Origin of the sequence: Candidatus Pelagisphaera phototrophica, from assembly GCF_014529625.1 — a bacterium.
Taxonomy (GTDB): Bacteria; Verrucomicrobiota; Verrucomicrobiia; order Opitutales; family Opitutaceae; genus Pelagisphaera; species Pelagisphaera phototrophica.
On the sequence record NZ_CP076039.1, the window covers coordinates 1547867 to 1573263 of the forward strand.

The 25397-nt window shown below is 49.0% G+C and carries 21 protein-coding genes; 9 read left to right on the forward strand and 12 right to left on the reverse strand.

The genetic code is table 11. The features are described 5' to 3' along the window. Nucleotides 1–48: 48 nt before the first annotated feature. Together GA004_RS06740 and GA004_RS06745 are read left to right on the forward strand one after the other, a co-directional pair. Nucleotides 49–564 carry a DUF4013 domain-containing protein gene (locus GA004_RS06740; RefSeq protein WP_283396552.1) on the forward strand — a complete coding sequence of 172 codons (516 nt, stop codon included), beginning with the start codon at nucleotides 49–51 and terminating at the stop codon, nucleotides 562–564. Nucleotides 565–571: 7 nt separating this feature from the next. After that, nucleotides 572–1228 carry a hypothetical protein gene (locus GA004_RS06745; protein ID WP_283396553.1) on the forward strand — a complete coding sequence of 219 codons (657 nt, stop codon included), beginning with the start codon at nucleotides 572–574 and terminating at the stop codon, nucleotides 1226–1228. Here the strand turns inward: GA004_RS06745 and GA004_RS06750 are convergent. After that, complete coding sequence (locus GA004_RS06750) at nucleotides 1225–2373, reverse strand: phosphotransacetylase family protein (protein ID WP_283396554.1); 1149 nt, start codon at nucleotides 2371–2373, stop codon at nucleotides 1225–1227. The two genes, GA004_RS06745 and GA004_RS06750, sit on opposite strands and share 4 nt — an antisense overlap. A 14-nt stretch (nucleotides 2374–2387) precedes the next feature. Then, nucleotides 2388–3440 carry a phosphate acyltransferase gene (locus tag GA004_RS06755; RefSeq protein ID WP_283396555.1) on the reverse strand — a complete coding sequence of 351 codons (1053 nt, stop codon included), beginning with the start codon at nucleotides 3438–3440 and terminating at the stop codon, nucleotides 2388–2390. A gap of 214 nt (nucleotides 3441–3654) precedes the next feature. Here GA004_RS06755 and murJ point away from each other — a divergent pair, with 214 nt between their 5' ends. Beyond that, nucleotides 3655–5169 (forward strand): murein biosynthesis integral membrane protein MurJ, encoded by a 1515-nt coding sequence (murJ, locus tag GA004_RS06760; protein ID WP_283396556.1) that lies wholly within the window; start codon nucleotides 3655–3657, stop codon nucleotides 5167–5169. 102 nt (nucleotides 5170–5271) lie between these two features. Next, nucleotides 5272–6639, forward strand: coding sequence for an FAD-binding oxidoreductase (locus GA004_RS06765; protein ID WP_283396557.1), 1368 nt, complete (start codon nucleotides 5272–5274; stop codon nucleotides 6637–6639). A 14-nt stretch (nucleotides 6640–6653) separates the two neighbouring features. Here GA004_RS06765 and GA004_RS06770 read toward each other — a convergent pair whose 3' ends face one another. From GA004_RS06770 to gcvP, 9 genes are all read right to left on the reverse strand, one after another. Next, nucleotides 6654–7805, reverse strand: a complete 1152-nt coding sequence (locus GA004_RS06770; RefSeq protein WP_283396558.1) for a phosphoserine transaminase — start codon at nucleotides 7803–7805, stop codon at nucleotides 6654–6656. An 84-nt stretch (nucleotides 7806–7889) separates the two neighbouring features. Beyond that, nucleotides 7890–8657: a 5'/3'-nucleotidase SurE gene (surE, locus tag GA004_RS06775; protein ID WP_283396559.1), complete on the reverse strand. Its 768-nt coding sequence runs from the start codon at nucleotides 8655–8657 to the stop codon at nucleotides 7890–7892. An 81-nt stretch (nucleotides 8658–8738) separates the two neighbouring features. Continuing rightward, nucleotides 8739–10946, reverse strand: a complete 2208-nt coding sequence (pnp, locus tag GA004_RS06780) for a polyribonucleotide nucleotidyltransferase (protein ID WP_283396560.1) — start codon at nucleotides 10944–10946, stop codon at nucleotides 8739–8741. A 272-nt stretch (nucleotides 10947–11218) separates the two neighbouring features. Beyond that, a complete protein-coding gene (rpsO, locus tag GA004_RS06785; RefSeq protein WP_283396561.1) occupies nucleotides 11219–11491 on the reverse strand; it encodes a 30S ribosomal protein S15 in 273 nt (90 codons plus the stop codon). A gap of 262 nt (nucleotides 11492–11753) precedes the next feature. Next, a complete protein-coding gene (locus tag GA004_RS06790; RefSeq protein WP_283396562.1) occupies nucleotides 11754–12413 on the reverse strand; it encodes a LuxR C-terminal-related transcriptional regulator in 660 nt (219 codons plus the stop codon). 264 nt (nucleotides 12414–12677) lie between these two features. Beyond that, nucleotides 12678–13328 (reverse strand): response regulator, encoded by a 651-nt coding sequence (locus tag GA004_RS06795; RefSeq protein ID WP_283396563.1) that lies wholly within the window; start codon nucleotides 13326–13328, stop codon nucleotides 12678–12680. Nucleotides 13329–13512: 184 nt separating this feature from the next. Then, nucleotides 13513–14205 carry a DUF445 domain-containing protein gene (locus GA004_RS06800; RefSeq protein ID WP_283396564.1) on the reverse strand — a complete coding sequence of 231 codons (693 nt, stop codon included), beginning with the start codon at nucleotides 14203–14205 and terminating at the stop codon, nucleotides 13513–13515. Between the two features lie 59 nt (nucleotides 14206–14264). Then, the gene (locus GA004_RS06805) at nucleotides 14265–15056 is read right to left on the reverse strand and encodes an alpha/beta hydrolase (protein ID WP_283396565.1); all 792 of its coding nucleotides are present in this window, start codon (nucleotides 15054–15056) and stop codon (nucleotides 14265–14267) included. A 56-nt stretch (nucleotides 15057–15112) separates the two neighbouring features. Continuing rightward, nucleotides 15113–18034 carry an aminomethyl-transferring glycine dehydrogenase gene (gcvP, locus tag GA004_RS06810; protein ID WP_425492927.1) on the reverse strand — a complete coding sequence of 974 codons (2922 nt, stop codon included), beginning with the start codon at nucleotides 18032–18034 and terminating at the stop codon, nucleotides 15113–15115. 242 nt (nucleotides 18035–18276) lie between these two features. Between gcvP and nth the strand changes: the two genes are divergently transcribed. Beyond that, on the forward strand, nucleotides 18277–18927 hold the full coding sequence (nth, locus tag GA004_RS06815) for an endonuclease III (protein WP_283396567.1): 651 nt from the start codon (nucleotides 18277–18279) through the stop codon (nucleotides 18925–18927). 57 nt (nucleotides 18928–18984) lie between these two features. Here the strand turns inward: nth and GA004_RS06820 are convergent, their stop codons facing one another. Further along, nucleotides 18985–19734 carry a type II secretion system protein gene (locus tag GA004_RS06820; protein ID WP_283396568.1) on the reverse strand — a complete coding sequence of 250 codons (750 nt, stop codon included), beginning with the start codon at nucleotides 19732–19734 and terminating at the stop codon, nucleotides 18985–18987. A gap of 271 nt (nucleotides 19735–20005) precedes the next feature. On the opposite strand from GA004_RS06820, the gene ilvE reads away from it, so the two are divergent. The 4 genes from ilvE (at nucleotide 20006) to GA004_RS06840 (ending at nucleotide 25289) form a co-directional block, all read left to right on the forward strand. Next, nucleotides 20006–20875, forward strand: coding sequence for a branched-chain-amino-acid transaminase (gene ilvE / locus GA004_RS06825; protein ID WP_283396569.1), 870 nt, complete (start codon nucleotides 20006–20008; stop codon nucleotides 20873–20875). 248 nt (nucleotides 20876–21123) lie between these two features. After that, nucleotides 21124–21642: a UvrB/UvrC motif-containing protein gene (locus tag GA004_RS06830; protein ID WP_283396570.1), complete on the forward strand. Its 519-nt coding sequence runs from the start codon at nucleotides 21124–21126 to the stop codon at nucleotides 21640–21642. A gap of 5 nt (nucleotides 21643–21647) precedes the next feature. Continuing rightward, on the forward strand, nucleotides 21648–22781 hold the full coding sequence (locus GA004_RS06835) for a protein arginine kinase (RefSeq protein WP_283396571.1): 1134 nt from the start codon (nucleotides 21648–21650) through the stop codon (nucleotides 22779–22781). 6 nt (nucleotides 22782–22787) lie between these two features. After that, a complete protein-coding gene (locus GA004_RS06840; RefSeq protein ID WP_343218826.1) occupies nucleotides 22788–25289 on the forward strand; it encodes an ATP-dependent Clp protease ATP-binding subunit in 2502 nt (833 codons plus the stop codon). The last annotated feature ends 108 nt before the right edge of the window (nucleotides 25290–25397 follow it).

Consider the following 25397-nt stretch of genomic DNA (forward strand, 5'->3'; position numbering starts at 1 on the left):
CAAGTATCTAAACGACTGTCGTCTGACCCAAATTGGTTCAACAAGTGTATGTTAGGGGTTGTTTTCTCGATAATTCCAATCGCTCATTTCGTAGCGTTTGGGTACTTATACCGCCTGTTTGCCCAGGGGAAAGCGCAACGCGAGATCTCTCTTCCGGACTGGGGAGATTGGAAAGGGATGTTCGTTGATGGTTTGAAGTTATTCCTCATCTTTTTCCTGTTCGGATTTATTCCAGTCGCATTGATGAGCGCCTTGGTGGGCATTTCCCCTTGGGATTCGGTCTTTGTGAAGATTCCTATGGCTCCGGTTCTGTTTTTCGCGGTTCCGCTCCCGATCGCTGCGTTATATCTATATTTGCTTAATGAAGATTTTAAGAACTGTTTTAATTTCCAAGCTCTGCTTGGGCTGATGAAGGCCGGAATCCATGCTTACTGGGTACCTACGATCGCTTATATCGGGCTCTTGTACATACTCCCTTTTATGTATTTTGTAGGAGGTATTATTTATTTCTATTTCATGGGCAATGTCTTCAAGAACCTCCAGCTAAGAGCTGATAGAGGTTAGATAGAATATGAAAAGAAGACTGCCCAAAGAGCCATCTACCGTTGGCATGATTCTTACCGCAATATCCGGGGTTTCGCTCGGAATTCTGCTTGGCAGTTTCATTTTGCTACGAGAAGCGCCATTGAGAAGAAACGAACCTGCCGAATCCGGCAAAATTGGAGATTACGCTGCCTACTACTCTCCAGGGTCTGCAGCGGCGGCGGAGTCGGCGACGGTCAAGTCTCGGACGAGTCGGCTGGGACGTCAGATACCTGGTTCCATCCCCTTTACGGAAATGGAGATCAACCACTACTTGAGCCAGTTCAAGAGTGCGGATACGAATGAGGATGGTACTCCGTCAAATATTTCGTTTTCATCTCCTAACGTACGAATCGAGACCGATCGTTTCGTTTTGAGCGGCAAAATTATCGTCAATCCACAAAAAGACCGCTTCGAAGTGCTTATGCAGGCGTTTGGGCGGTTCGAGAATGGAGATAGTGGGGTAAAGATGAAAATTGACAAAATCCTTTTAAACTCTCTCAGAATACCGAAATTTGGTGGTCTGGTTGACAACCTGTTTGAGTCAAACAAAGCAATGTTTCCACTACCGACTGAAGTGAAAAGCTCGCTGGGAGCTATTCGTGAAATTGAATTGCTAGAGGACCAAATCGTCTTGGCTCTTTAGTCTTCGATCAGTGTGAAGGCATCGATGATTTGGTTCAAGTCGATGTTCTCTTGGATAAGCTTTTTGATTAGAGGTATCTTGTCGTCGTCCCCAGGTTGTGTTTTTACAGTCATACTATGAATCCGAGACGCTACTGTGTAGCTGTCTGTCGATACCGAAATAAAGGGGATACGGCTCTTTCCAATTCGTTCAAGAAGTGCAGGGCTCGGCCGAATGCCTCGCGTCAGGATGATGCAGGAGATCGTTCCCGAAGTGTGGTAAGATTCGTGGGATAATACGGCAAGAACGATGTCCTCCCGGTCGCTCGGAGTGATCAGAAGCGTGTCGGGAGCCATTGTATCCAAAAAGCCAGTTACCGTCATCGCCCCAATAACGATGTGACTGAATCTTCTGGGCCGGATCTCGTCGACGCGATTCAAGGGAGTTCCGTTCACTCGTTCTCGGATTTGCTCTAGATTGGGTGAGGTGAGCACCTTTTCTGAGGGCAACAGACCAAGAAGGGGAATGCCCAAACGTTTTAGGGCCAAGCTTGTATACTTCCGTATCATATCCATTTTGTCGGCCTCTACCTTGTTGATGATCGCGCCAACGACTTCGACCCCTTCCTGATCGAATAGGGCCTTGTTTAAGGCAATCTCGTCAATGGGTTGACCGATCCCCCCCCTGCTTACGATAATCGCCTTAGCCCCAAGCAACTTAGCGACTCTTGCATTCGAAAGTTCGAATACGGCCCCAACCCCTGCGTGTCCACTCCCTTCGATCAAGGTAAAGTTCTTCTCCCAAGAAGCTCGGTCGAAAGCGTTGCAAACTTTATCCGTTAAGTCTGCACCCATCTTTTCTGGATCATCGAGGTAACGTTTGGTGAAGGAGCCATCGATTGCGATCGGACTCATACTTGAAATGGGGGTTTCAACGTTGTAAGTCTTCTCTAGAAGAATTGAGTCCTCGTCGATCAGTTGTCCGTCAATCTTTACGAACCTTTGGCCAACCGGTTTAATGAATCCAACTTTTGAGTACTTTTGTTGAAGAGCGGCGAATAGTCCGAGGCAGGTGGTCGTCTTCCCGTCGTTCATTCTCGTGCCAGCCACGAAAATGCGATGCGTTGTATGGTTTTTAGGGCGCGTCTTTAGTTTGCGATCCTTCATATCTTGAAAAGCCGTCACAACGCGTCCGGGTTCTCGCCCATTCCGAAAAGGAGGCGATGGTCAATGGCTTGGCATCCTGAGATTGCAGCTGCTCCGAGAATGTCATGAGCAGTAGCGCCGCGACTGATTTCGACAGCGGGCTTGTTGAGACCCATAATGATTTGGCCGTATTTGTTTGCTCCGGAAAGAAGGTGGATTAACTTTGTGGCGATATTCCCGCTATTTAAATCGGGAAAAATGAGGACGTTAGCATCTCCCGCTACCAAGCTGCCTTCCGTTTTTTTCAGTTGAGCAGTCGCTCGATCCAGGGCGGCATCGATTTGAAGATCTCCGTCAATGTCTGCCTCGAGGCCTATCTTTTTAGCTTTTTCCCTCGCTAAGGCAGTAGCGGCCTGAACCTTGGCGACCGAGGGATGGCGAGGGTTTCCGTAGGTCGAAAAACTCAATAGCGCCACCTTGGGGCGTTCGTTGGTTAGATGGTGGGCGAGAGATGCGGTCGTAATGACTATATCGGCAAGCTGTTCGGCATCAGGATCAGGGATCACTCCACAGTCGCTCATGAAAAGCGCCCCGTGAATTCCGACTTCCTTTTCTTCCATGTCGATTACGAGCAGGGAAGATGCCGTTTTCACTCCCGTCTGGGTTCCGATTACTTGGAAGAGCGCTCTAAGGGCGTTTGATGCTTTCGTTTTAGCTCCTGACACGAGCGCGTCGGCACGGTTACTCTTTAGCAATAGAGTTGCAAACACGCATGGCTCCACGGATCTAGCCTCGATCTCCTCGTCGCTTAATCCAGCGAATCGAGGAATGGATCGGAGTAAGTCCCTCATCTGGCTGATGTCAGAGCTGCGTTCCGGTTCTATTATTCGAATCCCTTTAGTATTAATATCGAGTTTGGCTGCCATTACTTTGATTGACGTTCTATCGCCAATCAAAATAGGGGCGCCCATCTTTCGAGTGACGATTTGCCGGGCCGCTTGAAGGACTCGAGGGTCATTCCCGTCAGTGAATACAAATCGCTTGGGATGGGCTTGCAGCTTACCGATCAGTGTTTCGATCAAATTCATTGCTTAAAGTGTTTTGCTAGTTTGTCAGACGCTGAGGATTTTTGTTCGCTTAATTAGCAATTTGAGTGAAGTTGGATTTTAGGTAATAGATGAGATTCGATAAGTAGGTTTGAGGCCGAGAGTGTCAATGTTCGTGATTCGATTCCGGACCAAATGTCTTGCTCGACCATAGTCTTTCTCTGTGATAAAGGAAATGTCGAAAATGATATCTCGAATGGGCGTAGTCTCCGCGATGACCATGGTGTCGCGGGTGTTTGGCCTGTTTCGGGATATTTTTATCACGGCGGTATTCGGAGCGAGTCTCCTCAATTCCGCATTTACGGCAGCGTTCACACTGCCGAGTCTTTTCCGACGACTTCTAGGGGAGGGCGCTTTGACGGCAGCATTGATGCCAAATTTGTCGGAGGAAATGGAGGAGAACGGACGCGAAGCCGTTTTTCGACTCGTTAACAAAACCTTGTCGTGGCTACTTGTCATTTGCGTGCTTATTACGGGATTGGCCTATGGTGTATTGTTTTGGATTGAAGAGTCAGCGGTATTGGAAAATTGGATTATTGGGGCTGGTCTTGCGAAACTAGTGTTTCCCTATATTGTCCCAGTTTGTTTGGCTGCCGTGGTCGCTGCCGTACTAAACATGCTGGGGCGGTTTGCCATTCCCGCGATGACGGCAATTTGGTTGAATAGCTGTATGATGCTCTCGCTTGGAATTGGGACCTGGCTATGGGTGGAGAGTGAGGTACAGAAGATGAACTTCCTCTGTTTGGGCGTTCTTTTGGGAGGACTGCTTCAATTTATGGTGCCCTCTCTGGCTCTTGTGAGGGAGGGCTGGAGGCCACGACTGGATTTCTCGGTTTCTCCTCGGTTGAGATCGGTGCTTTTCCTGACTCTTCCGGGGATTTACGGTACGGCATCACATCAGGTTAATGTGATGGTCTCCCGCTTTCTTGCTTTGGACTTCAATGAATCCGGGGCGACTCTCATATACCTTGCGAATCGTCTGGTTGAGCTTCCTTTGGGTGTATTCACTATAGCAATATCTACCGTTATCTTTCCATCGATGGCTCAAGCGATCGCCAAAGGGAAAGGGGTTGAGTTTGGGGCAACCTATCGTAAAGGAGTATCGTTGTCTATGATGCTGGCGTTGCCAGCTGCGGTCGGGCTCTCAATGTTGGCTCCAGAGATTGTTACCGTTCTATTCGAGCGAGGAGAATTCAGTGCGGAAAACTCGAGTTCGTTGTCATTTATCTTGATCATCTGTGCCATTGGCATGCCTTTCTACGCTTTTGTATCTATCGAGACTCGAGCTTTTTTTTCTAACAAGGATACGAAGACTCCAGTCGAGGGATCTACGCTGGCCTTGATAGTGAACATTATCCTGAGTATATCTCTGCTGAGGCTGCTCGGGCGGATAGAAGCATTAGTAATAGCGAGCAACACCGCTATAGTAGTCCAGGCGGCCTACATGCATCTTCGGTTGTGCCGATTAGACCTTTCGCTTCGATTGGCGGAAGTTATGCCGTCTATGTTGAAGTATTTAGTTGGCTGCATCGTTTTGGCAGTTGTGGTGGGCTCGTTAGAGCTAGTGCTTGACGATGTACGACCATCTATTCGGTTGGCTGTATCGGTGCCCATTGGAGGCGCAGCATATTTTATAGCCTTGAGGATTTTAAAAGTAAGAGAGATCAACGCTGTTCTCTATTTGTTCGGAAGCAAGAATCGAAGCTATTGAAAGGTTTAAATGAAAAAGGGTAAATCAAATGCACGAGGGACAAGTCTGATTTTCAAACGACTGGGTCCTCGAAAAGTTTTTTTCAGTGGCGAACGGAAATTTATGGCATCATTCGATAGCAGCAAGCTGTCGTACGAATACGACGCCTTGATTCGCGCTCGGTCAGAGGACGACGTCCGCGAGACTCTGAAATTGGCCAATAAGTATAAGATTCCCGTAACACCGCGCGGAACGGGTACCTCGCTGACTGGTTCGGCGAGCCCAGTTAAGGGTGGTTGGGTTTTAGATGTAAGCCTTATGAAGCGGATCGCGATCAAGAAGGACAAAGCCATGGCGATTGTCCAGCCGGGGGCAGTGGTAAGTGAGATTCAGAAGGCATCAGAGAAGGAGGGGCTCTTCTATCCGCCAGATCCTTCTTCGCTTAAGTATTGCACGATTGGAGGCAATATCGCTTGCAATGCGGGTGGCATGAGGTGCGCGAAATATGGGGTTACGCGTGACTTTGTCTTGGCTTTGGAAGGCTTTATGCCCAACGGAGAGAAAGTGTCATGGGGAGGAGAATACAAAAAATTTGCTACCGGATACAATATACGGGATTTATGGATTGGGAGTGAAGGGACTTTAGGAGTGGTCACGAAAGCGGTCCTGCGCCTCGTCCCGAAACCGGATACTCGATGGACGAGCGTTGCTGCCTTTAATTCTGAAAAGAAGGCGCTGCAAGCTGTGCGGGCTCTGCTAGGAGAAGGACCGACCCCGTCGATACTTGAATACTTGGATGAAGATTCGATCTACTGCGCGGAAGAGATTGCAGGGGTTAGACTGTTCAAAAAGGTGGAGGGAAAGCCGCTTCTTTTGATTGAGTTCGACGGCAGTGCGAGCGAGTTGAAAGAATCGAAACGTCGCCTAAAAGCTTGGGCCGAGCGTTGGGCGATCGCCTTCAAAGATTCTCGTTCGGAAAGCGAGGCGGAAAACCTTTGGGAAGTGCGAAGAAAGTGTAGCGGGGCCATGTTCGCTCTTGGGAATGCCAAGTTGAACGAGGACATCGTTGTTCCGCTTGAGAATCAAATTCGATTCTCGGAATCGTTAAAGAGACTAAAAAGAAAATGGAATTTGCCAATGCCTACTTTTGGTCATGCCGCGGATGGAAACTTGCATGTGAATATTATGTTTCATCGCGAAATCCGTGAAGAATGTGTTCGAGCAGAAGGGGCCGTGCAGGATCTGATGGAAACGGTTGTTTCATTGGGAGGAACCATTTCAGGGGAGCACGGGATTGGTTTAGCGAAGACCCCCTTTCTTAGAATAGCTCGGAATACCGCTGAAATTTCCGCCATGCAAGCTATCAAGAAGGCCTTGGATCCAAATGGAATACTAAATCCGGGAAAGTTATTCGAGCCTTATCACGTTTGGAAGAAGACTCCTGTTACGATCCATTTGCCTTGGGACAAAAAGCCAATTTTGAAGCGGTAGTCTGGAAGTGCAGTCTACGAGCCGTTTTTCGCCTCGTTGTGCGCCCAATCGAGCCAGGGGAGAAAGGCTTGGATATCGGATGTCTCGACAGTGGCACCTCCCCAAATGCGGATGCCCAGAGGCGCGTCGCGATAGGAGCCAAAGTCAAAGCCGGCACCTTCTGCCTCTATCCGTGACACGAGTCCTTTTGCGTAGCTAGTTTGCTCTTCGTCCGAAAGAGCTTCATACCAAGGATCAGTGAATTTTAGGCATATGGATGTGCTGGACCGTTGCGAAGGGTCCGTAGCTAGGAAGTCGATCCAATCATTGGAAGCCACCCAGTTTTCGATCGCTTTTAGGTTCGCTTGGGATCGATCGATCAATGTAGGCAGGCCACCAATTTCTTCGGCCCAACGCAGTCCATCAAGCGCATCTTCTACACAGAGCATGGATACGGTGTTGATCGTTGCCCCCTCAAAAACCCCTTTGATCAACTTACCTCCTTTTGCGAGGCGAAAGATTTTAGGTAATGGCCAGGAGGGAGTGTAACTTTCTATTCTCTCGATCGCACGAGGGCTGAGGACGATCATTCCGTGGGCGGCTTCTCCTCCCATAACCTTCTGCCATGACCAAGTCACAACGTCGAGCTTGTCCCAGGCAGGATCTACAGCGAAAACGGCGGACGTGGCATCACAAATTGTTAGACCTTTTCGGTCAGGGGAAATCCAGTCTCCATCGGGTACTTTGACTCCAGAAGTGGTTCCGTTCCACGTGAAGACGACGTCGTTCGAAAAGTCGACTTTCGTAAAGTCGGGCAACTTACCATAGTCGGCGGTCAATGTGTTCACATCTTCCAAATCAAGTTGTTTGATGACATCGGTTATCCAGGCTGCTCCAAACGATTCCCAAGCGAGCATGTCAACCCCTCTTGCTCCGAGAAGCGACCAAAGAGCCATCTCAACCGCGCCCGTGTCGGACGCCGGCACGATTCCGCAAACATAGTCGTCTGGAATTTCGAGAATCGTTTTCGATCGATCAATCACTTCCTGGATTCTCGCCTTCGAGTCCTTTGCTCGGTGCGATCGCCCAACGAGAGCGTTTTCCAGGTTGGCTAGTGACCAGCCAGGTCTTTTCGAGCAGGGCCCAGAGGAGAAAAACGGGCGACTTGGTTTATGCGGTGGTTTCATCGTTTTTCAAAAAATAAGTGTGCCGGTTAATGGACTGGAACCTTGGTGTCAATAATCGAGAGTATAAAATATGTATCAGTTGCCTTAATACGTTGTATTGTCCAAGGAATTGAAGTTGATTACGGTATGGCTTATATCGCCGCCGTGTATGAGCTCTCTGTCAGAAGCTTCCTCTGAGTTCATCGTTTCCAGAGGGTGGTACTCGAATTGGAAGGAGTTTCCTTGCCGGTTGAATAATGACCGAGAAATGGTTCTCGCAGCCCGCGCCTTTACGATTCGGGCCTTTCCGATATTCCGGCAGGGAAAGTTGAAGCTGTGCACGATTCCATAAGGGGCTGTAGGAGCCTTGATGGTATCCTTTACACGAGATACTAGAATCTCTGCTGCGGCGCGGACATGGTTTTCCATTTGTTTGGTCAGAGGATTTTCGTTTTCCCCAATTGCTTTGAATTGTTCTGGATCGAGATACATGGATGCCGCTATCGCGGGGAAGCGTTGCAGGGCCCCCTCTAGCGCCGCTCCAATTGTGCCCGATGACGCGATAAAGCTAAGGCCAGCATTGTGGCCAATGTTTATACCTGAGACGACTGCGTCTGGCGTGTCTATGCAAAGGTGCTCCAATGCAATATTGACGCAGTCACTAGGAGTACCGGTTAATTTGTAGGCAAGACATGGAAATGAGGCCTCTTCTTCGAGCTGTACCGATCCGCGTCTGCTCATCGCTTTTCCGATCCAGCTCTGTTCTTTTGCGGGAGCGGCTACGACAAGGTCGTGATTTTCTGAGAACACCTCAGCTAGAATTCTAAGAAAGGGCGAGTCGATACCGTCGTCGTTCGAGAGAAGGATGTTCATAGTTTCAGGTAATGAGGTGTTACAAAAAAGGCCAGAGCATCATGCTCCGGCCTTTAATTAGATTGAAAGCTTCAAGTAACCTTATTCAGCAGCATTTTCAGTTTCGACCTCTTTGCTTGAGTCCGATTCTTCTGGCTCCCCTTCGCTTTCGCTTGAAGCAGCTTTGCGGGCTTCGAGTTCCTCCAGGGCTGCTTTACGACTAAGGCGTACGCGGCCTTTCTCGTCGATGCCAATGCATTTGACCACCATTTCGTCGCCAGGCTTGCATACATCCTCGGTGCGCTTGACGCGGAAGTCAGCCAACTCGGAAATGTGTACCAGTCCTTCCTGACCGGGTAATACCTCTACAAAGCAGCCAAATTCCTTAACGGCTTTGACTACACCGCGGTAGATCTTTCCCTCCTCGATTTCGCCGCAAACGAGATCGATTTCCTGGATAGCGCGATTCATTGCCTCTTCGCTAGTAGCGTAGATATTCACCTTGCCGCTGTTGTCGTCATCGATGTCCAGCTGTGCTCCGGTGATTTCAACGATACGGCGGATGTTCTTGCCGCCAGGGCCAATGAGAGCACCTATCTTTTCGGGGTTAATTTGAACCGTGGTAATCCGCGGAGCGTTTTCGCTGACGTTCTCACGTGGCTTGTCGATAGCTTCCGCCATGGAATCAAGAATAGCGATGCGAGCATCTCTCGATTGGGCGACTGACTCACGCATGATGTCGAAAGGCAGACCGTTGATTTTGAGGTCCAGCTGGAATCCAGTGATTCCGTTGCGGGTACCAGCGATTTTGAAGTCCATGTCGCCAAAGTGGTCCTCTTCACCTAGAATATCGGTGAGAAGTACGTGTTTAGCGATTTTTCCATCAGATCCGTTCTCGGTTACGAGCCCACAGGAAATCCCGGCAACGGGGTCTGAGATAGGTACTCCTGCATCCATGAGAGCCAAGCACCCTCCGCAGATGGAAGCCATCGACGTGGAGCCATTTGATGCCATAACCTCGGAAACGATTCGAATCGAGTAGGCGAAGTGATCTTCTGCAGGAACTACGGGAAGCAGAGAGCGTTCAGCCAGGGCGCCATGCCCAATTTCGCGTCGACCCGTAAAACCAAAGCGACCTGCTTCTCCTACCGAAAAAGGAGGGAAGTTGTAGTGCAGCATGAATGACTTGGATTCTGGACCTCCCGTTACCGCATCAAGCCTTTGCGCTTCGTTCGTTGGGCCAAGCGTCGCAAATACAAGCGCTTGCGTTTCTCCGCGGGAGAATAGGGCGGAACCATGTACACGTGGGAGGAGGCCCACTTCACTATGCAAATCGCGGAGTTCTGTAGGACCGCGTCCGCCGGAGCGGACCTGAGATTCGAGAATCGGGGCCCGGTAGGCCGCTTCCTGCATTTCCTCCATTGCCATCGAAAGCTGAGCGGGATTGTAGCTTTCTTCACCCAGCTTTTCTTTGAGAGCACCGCCAGCCTTTTCTTTAAGTGCGTCCATTTTGGCGTTGCGTTCTTGCTTGTCACCAAGACGAGCTGCGGCGTTAACGTCTTCACCAATCAGGTTTTCAACGAATTCCCGTACTTCGGGATTCAGCACTACGAGTGGGAATTCCGACTTTTCTTTGCCTGCGATTGAAACCAGTTTGTCAATGCCAGCGATAATTGGCTGAATCGCTTCGTGAGCGTACTCAAGAGCGGCGATAAAATCATCTTCCGGAAGTTGAGCAGCGCTCCCTTCGATCATCAGCATCTCGGTTTTAGTTCCGACATAGATAAGATCGAGTTCTGAAGCATATTGCTCTTCCAAAGTTGGATTTGTGACGAATTCGCCATCAATACGTCCAACACGCACAGCTCCGATAGGACCATTCCAAGGTATGTCTGAAATGGCCAGAGCAGCCGATGCTCCGTTGAGCATAGAAATGTCAGGCTCGTTTGTCTTGTCCGTTGAGAGAAGGAAGCCAATGATTTGGACTTCATTCAAAAAGCCTTTTGGAAAAAGCGGACGGCAAGGGCGGTCGCAAAGGCGGGAAGTTAGAATTTCCTTTTCGGTAGGCCGGGCTTCACGCTTGAAATAACCACCGGGGATGCGCCCCGCAGCTGCGTACTTTTCGCGGTAGTCGACAGTAAGAGGAAACCAGTCTTGGCCTTCCCGGACGGTGCTCGCCGCCGTGGCGGAAACGAATACACAGGTTTCGCCAACGGTTACAGTTACGGATCCACTTGCCAGTTGCGCAAGGTCTCCAGTGGAGATGGTCATGTTTAGAGCATCTATCGTTACACTATGTTTTTGTATCATTATATTTCTTACATCATCGCGATCGACGAAAACATGGCGTTTAAGAGAGATTTCCGGATGAGACCTGTAGCGATGTCATTCGGAAATGTCCCTGTTCGCCAAGTTTTCTATCGGAGGCAATTTTTGTTTTATCTTCTATTTTTGAAAAAGGGCCCGATCATCTAAATTTTATGGCTGAGGATGCAGGCCCGGATTCTGGGAATGTCGCGTTTCACCTGATTGGTTGGTGCGATCGGTTGGCAACTTAGCATAGCGACTCAAGGCCGCTTCGACTATTTGCGTAGATTGAGGCGCTGCAGTAGCTCGTTGTACTTGCTAAGATCGTTCTTTCTCAAGTAGCTGAGCAATTTGCGGCGTCGGCTAGTCATGGCGAGCAGACCGCGGCGGGTGTGGAAATCTTTGCGATTGGCACGAAGATGTTCCGTCAAATGATTAATTCGGGCACTTAGAAGAGCGATTTGAACATCGCATGAGCCGGTGTCTGTATCGTGCGTCTTATAGTCGCCGATGATTTTAGTTTTATCGATTGCTTTGCTGTGTGGCATATTAGTTTTTGAGATCACGGAAACGGAGATTGCCCGATAGGGAAATCGCTAGCCAAGCTCGTCGCTGGGCTAACCGCTACTACTCAGGAAGGTCCTGAATGTTCCGCGGAGAAGGGCGATTGCCTCGCCGTCCTCTAGCGTAAAAGGGTTCACAAGAATCGATTTTTTGGGCAGCGCAATACAAAAATCGATCTGAATGGCACAATCGACGAATGACTGTGGATTATCCTCGGTAGGATCCTGGGTGTTTGGTCAAAACCGTCTAGAAAGCCTTGTTTTGCAGACGTATGGCGAATTTCACCAGTTCGGATGGACTAGATAGCTGAAGCTTTGACTTGATGCGAGAGCGATGAGATTCGATCGTTTTGATGCTGATCTTCATTTGCTTAGCAATTTCTCGATTTTCCATCGATTGACTGATATGTTGAACGATTAGCAGTTCGCGGTCGGAAAGGCGTTCAAACCGGGATCGGCTTCTCTCAGCTTCATGTCCGCTCATCCGGTTCAGTATGAGGGCCCTCATTTTAGAGCTCAGATAGAGTCGACCCCTGGAAACATCATCAAGAGCCTGAATAAGCTCCTCTATGGGCGCAGTCTTCATCGAAAATCCTTGTGCGCCCGCGCGTAGGCATCGTTCCGCGAATAAGGATTCATCGAGGGAGGTGACCACGAGTATTGAAGCGTGTGAGAACTTTCGTTTCAAATCCGTGAGGGATCTGATACCATTGGGCATAGCCGCGACGATGTCTATAGCGATAACGTCAGGCGAAATGGACGAAGGCTCGACGTCATCTAATTTCGTAGCGAATCCCAGGAGATTAAACTGAGGGTATCGTTCTATTAGGGATTCCAGTCCTAGCCGACAAATCGGTTGCTCGTCGATGAAGAGGATTTTCTTTGGTGAGTTTGATTGTGGTTCCACGCTGCGTTTTGAGGGTTGCGTGGATCATAGTATTAAATGGGGGTCGCATCAATCGGGGCATAGCCGGTTTAGGGTAAGGGGTGAATCTGTCGACCGGGATATTTCTTCTCACAAGCCCCTTGAATAGAAGTGCTTAAGGTATGAGTAGTATCCTCTAAATCAACGAATGAGTAGATTGACGCCGCCGGTTAGAAGGCGACAACTTGCCTGTTATGCAGAAGAATCCAATAGCCATTTTCTAGACCGAAATCGGAACTAGCATAGCTACATGACCTGCTGGTCCACCCATTGAACAGAGAATTGGACAAGTTCGGTGGCATTTCGCAAACTCAGCTTTTCCTTAACGTGAGCACGATGTGATTCTATCGTTTTAACGCTCAAATGAAGGCTCTCTGCGACTTCCCGGCTGGAAAGACCTCGCCCAATCAGCTGGACCACTTCCAACTCCCTGTCGGTCAATCGATCGACGGGAGAAGTTGAAACGTTTCCGGGTCCATTAACGATTTGATGCAGAACTTGGTCGGCGACCGAAGGGCTCACATATATCTCCCCTTGGATGATTTTTCGAATCGCATCTATGACCTTGGAAGGAGACTCTTTCTTCATTACATAGGCCTTTGCACCGGCTCTCAGGGCTCGCTGAGCGTAAATGGTTTCGTCATGCATGGAAAACACGAGGATGGGAATGTCGTCGTGAATGGCTTTAAGATTTTTTATAAGCTCAATACCGTTGGCACCCTTGAGCGAAATATCTACGATGATGGCGTCAGGATTGGCCTCTCCAACTCCCCTAATCGCGGCAGGTGAATCTTCAGCTTCACCGCAAATTTCCATATCGGCCTCGCTGGCCACGATTTGGGACAAGCCTTGTCTTACTAGAGGATGGTCGTCGACGATGTAGATTCTAGTGGTCATTTTGCAGTTCTTTGTAATGGATTCTAGTAAAGTGACTAAGGCTGAGATTTACTTCAAGGCACAATGTTTTGAGGTATTTATTTTCGAAAGCGTTTTCCCTCGAATAATATATTCGGATTCCGAAATACTTTCTTAAGCAGTGGTATGGATGTGGGACTCGGGTAATCGCTGCAATGTTTCCTAGTCAGATTTTGGCAAAAGCGGGCAATATGCCAATGAATCCCCCAAAAACGCCTCCCCATACGACCAGCCATCCTAGGTGTTCGCGAATTATCTTTTCTAAAATGGTTTTTACTTCCTGTGGTTTCAATTGATCGAGCTTCCCCCGGACGAGATTCTCAACTGTGGGACGAAAGGTCTCGAAATGCATATCGCTCTTGGTGAGATCGAGATCCTCGATAATCTGGACAAATCGGGCCGAAAACTCGACTTTGAATGGTTCTCTGAGCGGTTCGATAGCTTTAAGTCCGCCTACAAAGGCTAGCATGCTTCCGAATTTGGATTTTCCTATCACATCCAGAAAACCATCAAAAGCTCGGTCCATATCGACCACGGATTCGATTGTTTCAGAAGTGAACCCCTGATGAATTGCGGCATCGGCAAATTGCTTGAAGTTTTCCTCATTGAAAAAATTCTCCATTACCAGCGAATGTATGCTGCTTTTGAATTCTTGGAACCGAGCGACGATTACGCCAGAGCCGTAAAGCCCAGGCACCTTTTCGAAAAGCATATGAATCGCAAGCCAATTGGTGAGGGCGCCTGAAAGGGAAAACAGTCCCGCGCTGAGGACGAAGGGACGGAGGCTGCTTTCAGGCATTGCGTATCCAATAATACAGACAACGATTGCGACAGAATTAGTAGCTAGGCTTTTGTTCATCGATTGATGGTAAGTAGAACGTTTTGGAGTTAGTGGTCGCGAAAGGAGTGAGATTAGCTTCAGACTGTTTTACGTTCGCCACTGTCAATGGGAAGCCATTCGATAACTCTCTTTATTTGTTCGTCCCAATACTGCCATTCGTGACCACCGGGACTCTCCTCGTAGTGAAGGTCCAACCCTAATTCGTTTCCGTTCTTAAGAAAATGTTGATTGGATTGGTAGAGAAAGTCCTCCGTCCCGCAGCATTGGAAAAGGCGTAAAGGGAACTGTTTTTGCTGGTAGTAGCGTTTTGCTAAATAAAGCAGGTCATCTTCTGAGTTTACGATCTTCGAATTGTCTCCGAAAATAATGGGCCATTCGGGCAGAAGCGGGTCGGGGTCTTCAATCTGGGTTAGCGAAAGCGCTCCTGATAGACTTGCTGCGGCGGCGTATTGCTCGGGATGGGAGAGCGCCAGTTTGAAAGCGCCGTACCCACCCATGGAAAGCCCAGCGATGAATCGTTGGGATCGGTCTCGTGAAAGAGGAAAGAGGCGATTAGCTACCTCTGGGAGCTCTTGGGAAAAGAAATCAAAGTACCGGTAGCCATAACGCATATTCGTGTAAAAACTGCGTCCAGCGTCAGGCATGACAACTGCAAGCCCTTTTTCATAAGCGTAACGTTCGACTGAGGAGTAGCGCGACCAGGCGGAATAGTTAGAGTGCAATCCGTGCAGTAAAAACAGTACCGGATATTGCTCAGGCATCTCTCGAGGAGGTTCCTGGCCGGACTCATCACGCAAAGGAATGACTGCATTGAGCGATGCTCGCGTTCCGAGAATCTCTGAGTAGAAATCGCACTGAATGAATGCCATAGATATATTCTTATTGTGTCAGATAAAAAGGTCTTGAAAATTTGGATGTCAGTGAATCAATCACTTTCGTATTCAAACATGGGCACACAAGAGCAGACTAGATTCCGATCGCCGTAGACGTTGTCGACTCGCCCAACCGTTGGCCAATATTTGCAGTTTCTAGTCCAAGTCGTAGGGAAAGCCGCCAATTCTCTGCCATAGGGTGAACTCCAGTTGTCGGATACAACTCGACTACTGGTGTGAGGCGCGTTTTTGAGAGGGTTATCGTCTTGTGGCCAATCGCCGTTAGCAATTCGTTCCATCTCTGACTTGATAGATATGAGTGCGTCGCAAAGTCGATCGAGCTCATCTCTGCATTCGCTTTCGGTTGGCTCAATCATCATGGTCCCCGGAACGGGCCAGGACATTGTCGGTGCGTGGAATCCGTAGTCCATCAGTCGTTTGGCGACATCCTCAACTTCGATTCCGGCAAGCCCCTTCCACTGTCTGAAGTCTATAATGAATTCATGGGCAACGAGGCCATTTTCGCTCCGGTAAACGATTGGAAAATGTGCCTCCAGTCGCTTAGCCATGTAGTTGGCATTTAAGATCGCAATCTTAGTGGCTTGGGTGAGTCCGCTGCTTCCCATCATCCGAATGTACGCCCAGGATATCGGTAATATGCCGGCGCTTCCATAGGGCGCTGCGGAAATCGCTCCGATGGGCTTTTCTCCTCCCACTTGCGAGTTGAGGCTGTGCCCAGGAAGAAATGGCTTGAGGTGCTCCGCTACTCCAATCGGTCCCACTCCAGGTCCTCCGCCTCCATGGGGAATGCAAAATGTCTTGTGCAGGTTTAGGTGGCAGACATCGGCTCCAATAAATCCCGGACTAGTGAGGCCGCATTGGGCGTTCATGTTCGCTCCGTCCATATAGACCTGTCCGCCATTGTTATGAATAATTTGGCAAATTTCCTGTATAGAGGATTCAAATACGCCATGGGTGGATGGGTAAGTGATCATCAATGCCGCCAAGTTTTCGCGGTGCAGTTCGGCCTTTTTCTCTAAATCCTCCACATTAATGTTGCCTAAGTCATCACAGCTAACCGGCACGACTTTCATGCCAGCCATGACAGCGCTCGCTGGATTGGTGCCGTGAGCTGAATTGGGGATTAAGCAAACATCTCGGTTGGTATGTCCCTGGCTTTGATGAAACTCTCTGATGACGAGCAGTCCTGCGTATTCACCTTGTGATCCCGCGTTGGGCTGAATGGAAACTGCGGCGAAATCTGTTATTCTAGCCAGCCAGGTTTCAAGCTGATTGATGAGCTCAATGTATCCAGTTGTCTGATGAGAGGGAGCGAATGGATGTACGTTGCTAAACTCGGGCCAAGTGACCGGTTGCATTTCGGCGGCAGCGTTTAGCTTCATCGTACATGAACCGAGCGGGATCATTGAAGTCGTCAAAGACAAGTCTTTGCTCTCGAGCCGTTTTAGGTACCGAAGAAGTTCCGTTTCCGTCTGGTACTTGTTGAACACTTCGTGCTCGAGGAAGGGGGAGGCACGTTCGAGCGAGGGTGTTATAGAATCTGTAAGGGAGGAAGCGGCGGTTTCGAAAATATCAACCGTAAGCGAGCGAACGGGATCGAAGGCTTTGAGAACCGATACTGCTTCGTCGACCGAGACCGTTTCGTCAAAGGAAAGACCAATGGTATCATTGCTGACTTTTCTTACATTAAACCCGCAATTCTCGATGGATTGCATAACATCGTCCGTTTTTGCTTGAGGGGATTGTATCGTGATTGTGTCAAAACGTTCGCCATCTGCAATTAAGAATCCCCATTCTTTCAGTAGGTGAATGGATGTGAGCGTTATTTTGCGAATACGTTCGGCAATCGCCTTCAGTCCTGTGGGACCATGATAGATGCCGTATGCGGCTGCGATGTTCGCTAGAAGGACTTGAGCAGTGCAAATGTTGCTAGTCGCCTTGTCCCTGCGAATATGTTGTTCTCGCGTTTGCAAGGCTAGCCGAAGGGCGGGGTTCCCGTTTGAGTCCTTGGATACGCCAATGATACGACCAGGAATTTTTCGTTTATGGGCTTCTTTGGTAGCAAAGAATGCCGCATGCGGCCCGCCAAAACCCATTGGTATTCCAAAACGTTGGGCAGACCCGACAGCAATGTCAGCCCCGAATTCTCCGGGAGGTTTTAGCAAGGTAAGCGAAAGAAGGTCGCAGCACGCAATAACTAGGGCTTTGTTCTTGCTGGCTCTCATGGCCAGCTTTGAAAAGTCCTCGGCAATTCCAAATGTATCTGGATACTGGATTATAATCGCGAATGCATCATTCAGTTCGATCTGACTGCTGAGGTCGACCACTTGGGTGGCAATGCCAAGTGGTTCAGCTCTCGTTTGCACGACCTCAATCGTTTGAGGATGGCATGAGGACGAAATGAGCACTGCCTTCTTTTTGGGTCGACCATTGAGCCCGTACGCCATCGTCATCGCTTCCGCTGCAGCAGTGCCTTCGTCCAAAAGGGAGGCATTGGCGATGTCCATTCCGGTAAGGTCTGAGACCATTGTCTGGAAATTCAAAAGCGCTTCCATTCGGCCTTGGGAAATCTCGGCCTGGTAAGGAGTGTATTGTGTATACCAGCCTGGGTTTTCCAGGATGTTTCTTAGGATAGGAGGGGGTGTGATCGTATTAGAATATCCAAGACCAATGAGCGATTTGATGGAGGAGTTTTTGGAGGCGATCGTTCTGATTTCAGCGAGCATGTCATGCTCACCAGCTGGGCTGGGCAGGCCGTCGATTCCTGAGATCCGGATGTTTGAAGGAACCGTTTGATTGATAAGCGAATCGAGCGAATCGAACCCGAGCGTTTGGACCATTTTTAAAGCTTCGTTATCGGTGATCCCGATGTGGCGACGTAGGAAGGTATCCTTCTTTTCCAGCTCTTGACTGGATGGGTTGATCATGGCGGAAGTCTTCTGCATCAGTGGCATGTAGCGCAGAGTAGGACGGCGGAAAGGCAAATCAATATGAAATGTGGAATAGATATTTTCGGGGCGCTTTTGAATGGATGGAAATCCGTTCGCAGGGCTAGCGTTCGCGCTATGCCGCAGAGAATCTAGCCAAGAGGGTGACCAACAAGGTGTAGGGCAAGCGCTCGCCATTTCTGAGGGGAGACCAATCAACATCTAAAAAGCCGTTGCGTGATTCCTGTTTGTTGGCAGTAACGTCAGCTATGCTGAAAAAAGAGAGAGCTGCTATTGTGGATAGGGAATTGGATCGGCTTTATCCGGATCCGCCAATTCCTCTCGACCACAAGGATCCGTACACGTTGCTGGTAGCGGTACTGCTTTCTGCGCAGTGCACGGATCTTCGGGTAAATAAGACGACCCCAGCTCTATGGAAACTGGCAGACAATCCGGTGGATATGGCAAAGGTGGAGGCGGAAGCGATTCGGGAAATCATTAGACCTTGCGGATTGTCTCCCCGAAAGTCTCAGGCGATAAGGGATCTTTCTCAGATACTGGTCGATAAGTTCGATAGCGAAGTGCCGGCTTGTTTCGATGACTTGGAAGCACTACCCGGAGTCGGCCATAAGACCGCCTCGGTCGTCATGTCCCAAGCATTTGGTCACCCGGCGTTTCCGGTGGATACGCATATCCATCGACTGGCCCAGCGTTGGGGGCTTACGAAGGGACGAAACGTTGATCAGACAGAAAGGGACTTAAAAGCCCTTTTCCCGATTGACCGTTGGAACGCGTTGCATTTGCAGATTATCTATTACGGACGGGAGCATTGTACTGCAAGAGGGTGCGACGGGAAGGTTTGCCCTTTGTGCAGGACCTTCTATCCCAACCGGAAAACGGCGGTCAAAACACGGAAATAAAAAAGCTCCCCAACCGATGAAAGGTGGAGGAGCTTGGGGGAAAGTATTTTTATGGAATCATTCAGAGCTTGTCGGAAGTGTTGGATTCGTTGCGATAGATACCGTTCCAGGAGATTGAAGTCCAGGCACAGATACGAAGGCCTCGTTTAAATTGTTTGCAGTAGATCCAACACCATTTACGAGATTCCCATCTAGTGTTTCGTACCATGAAACGTTACCACCTACGAAAGCAATATGGCCACCATCGATGCCATAAATATCGTTTGTTCCCCATAGAGGTGCTGAGCTATCTTCCATTCGGGAGAAGGCTAAAGGGGTGGTGGATGGGGAAGCTGTCGTAAGATTCAATGCATACTCGTAAGAGACAGTTTCCCCGGTCAAAGCTGTGTTAAGAGTAACAGACCCCATGGCTCCAGTAAGTGCCGGAACAGGTCCATTCAACTGAACTGCTGCTCCATCACTGTCACTTACCCATGTATTTAATTCGTTCAGGCCCGCACCGGCTGCTAAAGTGGCAATAACGTCGTCAAGATCGCCTGAGCCGCCAGTTGTTAATACTCTTCCATTTGAGTCTACACTGCTGTTTTGGCTCACAAATCGCTCGCTGTTCTGGCTAGCGAACAAAAGAGAGGCGTTGATAATTTGTCGCAGATTGTTGAGGTCCTTGGTCTTCCTAGCTGTTTCACGCATTTGTGTAACCGTCGGGACTAGAATTGCGGACAGAATCGCGATGATCGCAATTACGGTGAGAACCTCGATTAAGGTGAAACCTTCCGAGCGATTGAGCGTTGAGTTACGGTTCTTCATTTAGGAAATTTAGCTGAGCTTTGTTGGTTGATTCAATCTTGGAGCAACTACGGAACAATTACAAGGTCAGGCCGAACGGGCAATAGTTCAAGTAAGATTGAGTGAATTTACACCTTAACCGGATTGGTAGTAGGATTGGGTCGGATGTTTTTCTTAGGGGTCTCTAGTGGATTCCCTGATGTTGGCCGTAAAATGAGTGTGCCCAAAGCATTTCTCTCTATCGGTCAGAATTTCTTTGCAAGCGGGACTTGAACTACCAGATATAGGGCGGATGAAAGTTTTTCTGGATGGAGCCTTTGTTGATAAAGACGACGCAAAAATATCGGTATTCGATCATGGCCTCCTTTATGGAGACGGCATTTTTGAAGGAATTCGCGTTTACCGGAAGTGCATTTACCGTCTAGACGAGCACCTTGAACGGCTTTGGTATTCCGCCAAAGACATTTTGCTGAACATCCCCATGGCTCCTGAGGCACTGTCGAAGGCGATTTGTGAGTCTTGCAAAATAAATGGTATCGAGGATGGCTACATCCGGTTGCTAGTGACTCGCGGAAAAGGGGATCTTGGGCTTTCGCCCGCTTCCTGCTCAAACGCGTCAGTCATCATCATTGCGGATACGATCCGGCTCTACCCTGAGGATCATTATAAAGTAGGGCTTTCAATCGTAACGGTGCCTACGCGTCGGTCGGGTCCAGCTGCCTTGAATCCTGCCATAAAATCACTTAACTATTTGAACAATATACTGGCGAAAATGGAAGCGGCCCAACACGGAGCGTTGGAGGCTATTATGTTGAACGACCAAGGTTACGTGGCCGAGTGTACGGGTGACAATGTTTTCATCATTCACAAAGGTACGCTCTATACGCCGGATGTATCGAACGGGGCATTGAGGGGAATTACGCGGAGTGCCGTTATCGAACTGGCAGAAAAAGCGAACATTCCGGTCAAGGAATGCAACTTGACCCGCCATGAAATATGGAATGCGGACGAGTGCTTTTTGACGGGTACCGCAGCGGAGCTAATCCCAGTAGTCAATTTGGATGGCCGCGTAATTGGGACAGGCAATCCGGGCCCAGTGACTCAAAGCTTGCATGCGGCGTTTCATGAGGAGGTTTCAACTCGGGGCACGATGCTCGAGTAATTTGAAATGCTTCGGAGGGCGGGAAAAAATTGCCTTTTGGGGTAGGCGTAACTTTAACTCTTGAACATTAGCGTCAAAAAAGGATCAAAAGCTTGGGGCAGGGCAGCTCGAAATTGCCTTGTTTGGGGCTTTCTCGTTAACGAATTTTCATTCGATGTAATTGTTGGCGCGTCTCGTGCGTTGGGATTTGTATCAACGTGGGCGTTTTATCGTTGGATTTTAAGGACAAACTAAGGTACCAATATTATATGGCCAAATCTTTGAAATGTGATCTTTGTGACAAGTCTGCAACGGTGCATCTGACGCAGATTCTCAATAACCAGATTCACAAGATAGATCTTTGCGAATCGTGTGCTGAATCGAAGGGCATAACGGATCCAAACGGATACTCTCTGGCGGATCTCCTAGTCAAGCCAGGTGAGGAAAGCGAGAGCTTGTCGGAAGTGTTGGATTCGTTCGAAGAATGCCCGGAATGCGGATACACGCAGAAGGAGTTCAAGAAAACCGGCCGTTTGGGGTGCGAGCACTGCTACGAGACCTTTGGGCCTCTTCTTTCGTCCGCCCTAGCGGGGATGCACCGAGGGGACAAGCACAAGGGCAAGGTGCCTGGGCGTGCGGTCGAGCGTAAAAGCTTCGAAGACCGAGTTAGCACTTTAGAAAGTGATTTAGAAGAGGCGATTCAAAAGGAGCATTACGAGGAGGCGGCTCGATACAGGGATCAAATCCTTGAATTGAAAAAGGCCAAGAAAGCGGAGGAAACCGCTTAGGCACTATGCTGATTGAAAGTATATTTGACGGTAAGTCAGAGATGACTGAAGGGAGCGCCAAGAAGTGCCCGGTCGTATTGATGACGCGTATTCGATTGGCCCGAAATTTGAGTGAAACTCCTTTTCCAAGTTGGGCCAAACTGCCTCAGCGAACCCAGGTACTTGAGACATGTTTACCCGCCGTGGCGTCGCTAAACCAAATGAAGCGCGGTATAACCGCAGAGGTTGAGGAACTTTCTGAACTAGAAAAACAGATTTTAGTTGAGCGGCATCTAATCAGTCGCGAGCTATCCGGAGCTCCAGAAAAAGCGGGGGTCGTCATTAGCAAAGACCAGTCGGTTTCCGTCATGATCAATGAGGAGGATCATCTTCGGATTCAGGTCATCAAATCGGGCTATCGTTTCAAACAAGCTTGGAACTCTGTAAATGTTGTGGATAGCACTCTCGAAGATGAGCTCGACTACGCGTTTTCGTCTCGCATCGGATTCCTGACCGCCTGTCCGACTAATGTTGGCACTGGAATGCGTGCCTCAGCGATGATGCATTTGCCTGCGCTGGTGATTTCCAATCAAATGGAGAAAGTTGTTCGGGCCGTCAATCAGCTCGGAATTGCCGTACGCGGTCTTTTTGGCGAAGGGTCTGATGCGAGTGGCAGCATTTTCCAGATTTCTAACCAGACCACTTTGGGCGAGTCTGAAGAGGAAATCATCAAGCGCCTGTCAGCGGTTCTAAAGACGATCATTGATCAAGAAATGAATGCGAGGGAGAAAATCCTAGAAAAAGACCCCAACAAGCTTTTCGACAAGATTGGCCGTGCCTATGGAATTCTTCAGAACAGCCACCTGCTCAGCTCTAGTGAGTGCATGAACTTGGCTTCACTTGTCCGTTTCGGTGTCGATCTTGAAATGTTTTCTGAAGAAACAAGGAACACAGTCGACCGAATGTTTATCGAATGTCAACCAGGGCACATACAACACCTCGCGGGGAAATCCATCGATACGAATGAACGCGACGCTTTCCGGTCTGAATATTTAAGAAAACAGTTTGAGAATGTCGAAAGACCGTTGTTTTCTATGGAAAAGGTTGAGAAGCGGGAAGACTCTACGGAGGCGGATTCAAGCAAAGGAGAAAAGGAATAGAATTTTATGGAACCTATGAACAATTTCACCCCTCGCGCGCAGCAAGTACTCGCTCTTGCGAGGAAAGAGGCGGACCGATTCCATCACAATTACGTGGGAACCGAGCATATTCTTCTGGGCCTTATTAAGTTGGGCCAGGGGGTAGCGGTTAGTGTACTCCAGAAAATGGGCCTCGATCTGGAAACCGTTCGAAGTGCGGTAGAAAAGCAAGTGGGCTCAGGACCGGAGGGAAAAGCTTCCGGAAGCATTCCTTATACGCCTCGAGTGAAGAAGGTGCTCGCACTGGCTGGAAAGGAAGCGAAGGCTCTTAATCACAGTTACGTAGGGACAGAGCATATTCTGTTGGGCCTTTTACGTGAAGGGGAAGGGGTGGCAGCACGGGTTCTCAAATCGCTCGAAGTAGATATAGAACGTACGCGCAACGAAATTCTAAGAGAACTGGACCCTCAATTCTCAGGTGAAACGGAAGATGCGATTGCGGCTCCAAGAGGTCAATCTGGTGACGAAAAGAAGGATACCAAGACACCTGCATTAAAGGCCTTTGGCAGGGACTTAACGGAGCTTGCCAAAAATGGTGAATTGGATCCGGTGGTCGGTCGAAAGTCGGAAATCCGCCGTGTGATACAGATCTTGTGTCGTCGGACGAAGAACAATCCTGTTCTTATCGGGGAAGCAGGAGTTGGCAAAACGGCTATCGCAGAAGGACTTGCCCAAGAAATCGCAAGTGGGGTCATCCCGGAAATACTCGTAGACAAGCGTCTAATTACGCTTGATTTGGCTCTCATGGTCGCTGGTACAAAATACCGCGGACAATTCGAAGAGCGGATAAAAGCCGTGATGGACGAAATCAAAAGAGCGGGGAATATCATCATATTTATCGATGAACTCCATACGATCGTCGGTGCGGGTGCCGCTGAAGGTGCCATGGATGCGTCTAATATTTTCAAGCCTGCACTTTCGCGAGGTGAACTTCAATGTATTGGGGCAACCACCCTAAACGAATACCGCAAGTACATCGAAAAAGACAGTGCTCTGGATCGACGTTTTCAAAGCGTACAAGTCGATGCGCCGAGTGTTGAAGACACCATACTGATTTTGAAAGGCATCCGCCATAAGTACGAGGAGCACCACAAAGCGATTTTTACAGATAAGTCGCTAGAGGCGGCCGCAAAGCTCTCCGAGCGTTACATCACCGCACGGTTCCTTCCGGACAAAGCGATTGATATTATGGATGAGGCGGGTTCGAAGGCCCGTATTGCTTCTTTGGCGAGACCTCCGGAAATTGAGTCGTTGACCACGACCATTGAAGAAGTCTGCGCAAAAAAGGAAGAAGCCATCAGCAAGCAGCATTTTGAGGAAGCTGCTAAGTTTCGTGACGAGGAGAAGCAGCTTAGAGCTAAGCAAGAAAGTGTCTTGGAAGACTGGAAGAAGAGTCGCGAAGAAAATCGAATCACGGTGGACGAAGAAGACATGATGAAAGTCGTGGCTGACTGGACTGGAATTCCACTGAACCGCATGGAAAGGAAGGAGACAGAACGTCTGCTTCAATTGGCTACCGAACTTCAACAGACCGTTATTGGTCAAGATGAGGCGTGCTCAACGATTGCAAAAGCGCTTCGTCGGAGTCGGGCAGACTTGAAGGATCCGAATCGTCCAATAGGAGCGTTCATGTTCCTTGGACCGACCGGTGTGGGAAAAACGTTTCTTGCTCAAACGCTGGCTGAAAAGATGTTTGGCGATAGCAATTCGATTATTCAGGTAGATATGTCTGAATACATGGAGAAGTTTTCCGTTTCGCGTATGATAGGTTCGCCTCCTGGATATGTCGGCCACGAAGAAGGGGGACAGCTTTCCGAGCAGGTTCGCCGCAAGCCTTACTCCGTTGTGCTTTTCGATGAAATTGAAAAGGCCCACCCAGATGTTGTCCAAATCATGCTTCAGATTTTCGAAGAGGGTCGTCTTACGGATAGCTTAGGTCGAGAAATCGACTTTCGTAACACCATAATAATCATGACGACCAACGTTGGAGCAGCCGCCATTCAGCGTCAGACCAAAATGGGCTTTGGAGCTGCCAAATCTCTGAGCAACGATTACGAGTCTATCAAGGAGAACGTTACCGAAGAGGCGAAGAAAACCTTCAAGCCTGAATTCCTAAACCGGATTAACGATCTCATCGTTTTCCATAGTTTGGAGCGGGAGCACCTTTTCAAAATCGTGGATCTGGAAATTGCGAAAGTGCAGTCTCGATTGATTGAAAAGAAGATCTCAATTGAACTGACGAAAGACGCGAAAGAACTCATTATCGATACGGGTTACGATGAGAAGTATGGCGCGAGACCCCTTCGTCGGGCGATCGAGCAATTGCTTGAAGATCCATTAGCTGAAGCCTTGCTTGGCGGCGAAATCAATGAAGAGGATTGTGTGGCGATTGACCGCGATGGAGACAAACTCACGTTCACAAGCATAGAGAAGGCAGAGGCGACCGCTTCCGAGTCTGAAACAAGTTGAGGAACACGGACCGATCGCTTTTTTTGGGTCCTTTCTGAAGCAACAGATCTAATTTTATCAGCCGCGGGTTTATGCTCGCGGCTTTTTTGAATACGAAATTGCCTTATG